The organism is Streptomyces sp. 8L, from assembly GCF_020176795.1.
In the GTDB taxonomy this organism is placed as follows: domain Bacteria; phylum Actinomycetota; class Actinomycetes; order Streptomycetales; family Streptomycetaceae; genus Streptomyces.
Genome location: NZ_JAIUKE010000563.1, coordinates 1 through 2,033, shown reverse-complemented (window position 1 = coordinate 2,033; position 2,033 = coordinate 1). Strand labels below are relative to the sequence as shown.

Below are 2,033 nucleotides of genomic sequence, written 5' to 3'. Positions count from 1 at the left end.
GCGCGGGTGCGCTCCGTGGACGCGGTGGACGGGCCGGGTGTAGCGGATCGGGCGGACGCGCGCGGCGCCGGGCCGGAAGGGTCCGGTGCGGCGGAGGGCCCCGGGGCCGCGGTCGAAGGCTCCGGCGCGGCGGGGCGGGCGCCCCCGCGGCCCGGCGAGGTGGACGTGCCGGGGCTGCTGCACCGGTACGGGCGGCCGATCCGCTACGGATACACGGAGCGGGACCAGGCGCTCGCGGCGTACCAGACGGTCTTCGCGCTGCCCGAGCCGGACGGGTCGGGGTCGGCGGAGATGCCGAGCGCGGGCCGTCCCTTCACGGCGGAGACGGTCGCGGCGCTGGTGCGGCGGGGGGTGCAGTTCGCGCCGGTCACCCTGCATACGGGGGTCGCGTCGGCGGAGGCGCACGAGCCGCCCTACCCGGAGCGCTTCGCCGTGCCGGGGACGACGGCGCGGCTGGTGAACGCGGGACGGGCCGGCGGCGGCGCGGTCGTCGCCGTCGGCACCACGGCGGTGCGGGCCCTGGAGACCGCGGCGGACGAGCGGGGCGTGGTGCGCGCGGCTGCCGGGTGGACGGACCTGGTGGTGACGCCGCGGCGGGGGGTGCGGGCGGTGGACGGCCTGCTGACCGGGCTGCATGAGCCCCGGGCGTCCCATCTGCTGATGCTGGAGGCGGTCGCCGGGCGGGAGGCCTTGACGCGGGCGTACGACGAGGCGCTCAACCACCGGTACCTCTGGCACGAGTTCGGCGACGTCCACCTGCTCCTCAGGTAGCTGAAAATCGCTCACCCTGTGCGTTGCTTGTGCAACCTCAGCGTGAGATCGAGGGGGGCCGGATGTGAGGCCCGGCATAGGAGCCACATCACTTACGAAGGGGATTAGTCGACAAATCGATATGCCATAAAAGGAGGTCGAAGGGGTTAAGGGGCGCGATTCGGGCGCCCCTTTATCTCGTGCTCACGACTATCCGGGGTCGTACGTCACACCTTTGCCACGGGATTTTGCGGGCGCTAACAATTGCCGACGTCGCCGCCGAGCAGGCAGCTGGCCGCCCGGCCTTCGCGACTCCCCGATCCCGGAGAGGTACGTCTCTATGTCCGCGTCACGCACCCCTGCCTTCCGTCTCAACCTGTCCCGCAAGGTCACGATCGCCGCCACCATGGGTGCGATCGGGGCCGGGTCCCTGGCGTTCGCCGTGGCCCCCGGGCACGACTCGGCAGCTGCTGCGTCTCCGGCCCACAGCACCGCGGCTGTCGCCCCGGCCGCCTGGACCGGCAGCGAGCAGGCAACGGCCCTGCACGCGAGCATCGCCAAGCAGCAGATAACCCCCCAGAGCGCCGTCAAGGCCCAGGCCGCCGCCTTCACCAAGGCCGCGAACAAGGCCACGGACGACAAGGCCGCCAAGGCGCACGCCGCCGCGCAGGCCAAGGCCAAGGCCGCGGCCAAGGCGAAGGCCGCCAAGGCCGCTGCCGCCGCGAAGAAGGCCGCAGCCGCCAAGGCCGCCAAGAGCGCGCCCAGCAAGCCCGTCTACGCCAACAACCTCAATGGCTGGATCAACGAGTCCCTGGCCATCATGAAGAAGCACCACATCCCGGGCTCGTACAACGGCATCTACCGCAACGTGATACGTGAGTCCTCGGGCAACCCGATGGCGATCAACCTCTGGGACATCAACGCCCAGAAGGGGATTCCGTCGAAGGGTCTGCTCCAGGTCATCCCGCCGACCTTCGCGACGTACCACGTCGCCGGCACCCCGAACAACATCTACGACCCGGTCTCCAACATCGTGGCCGCGTGCAACTACGCCGCGGACAAGTACGGCTCGATGGACAACGTCGACAGCGCGTACTGAGCCGGACACCACCGCGTCCCCACCGCGCGTCCCCTCGTGGGGCGCCGTGCGTGACGGACCCCTCGCCGGTAGGGGGGGGGGGGGGGGGGCGCCCGGGCGGGGGGGGGGGGGCCCCCGCGGGCGCGGGGGCCCCCGCCCCCCCCCCCCCCCCCCCGCCGCGCGGGGGGGGCGGGGGCGGGGTGGG

General features: G+C 73.0%; 2 protein-coding genes. Both read left to right on the top strand.

The genetic code is table 11. The features are described from left to right. A partial coding sequence (locus LCE31_RS34395; protein ID WP_225021534.1) for an S-adenosylmethionine:tRNA ribosyltransferase-isomerase occupies window positions 1–771 on the top strand: 771 nt, incomplete at its 5' end. 319 nt (window positions 772–1,090) lie between these two features. Beyond that, a complete protein-coding gene (locus tag LCE31_RS34390; protein ID WP_225021533.1) occupies window positions 1,091–1,849 on the top strand; it encodes a transglycosylase SLT domain-containing protein in 759 nt (252 codons plus the stop codon). The last annotated feature ends 184 nt before the right edge of the window (window positions 1,850–2,033 follow it).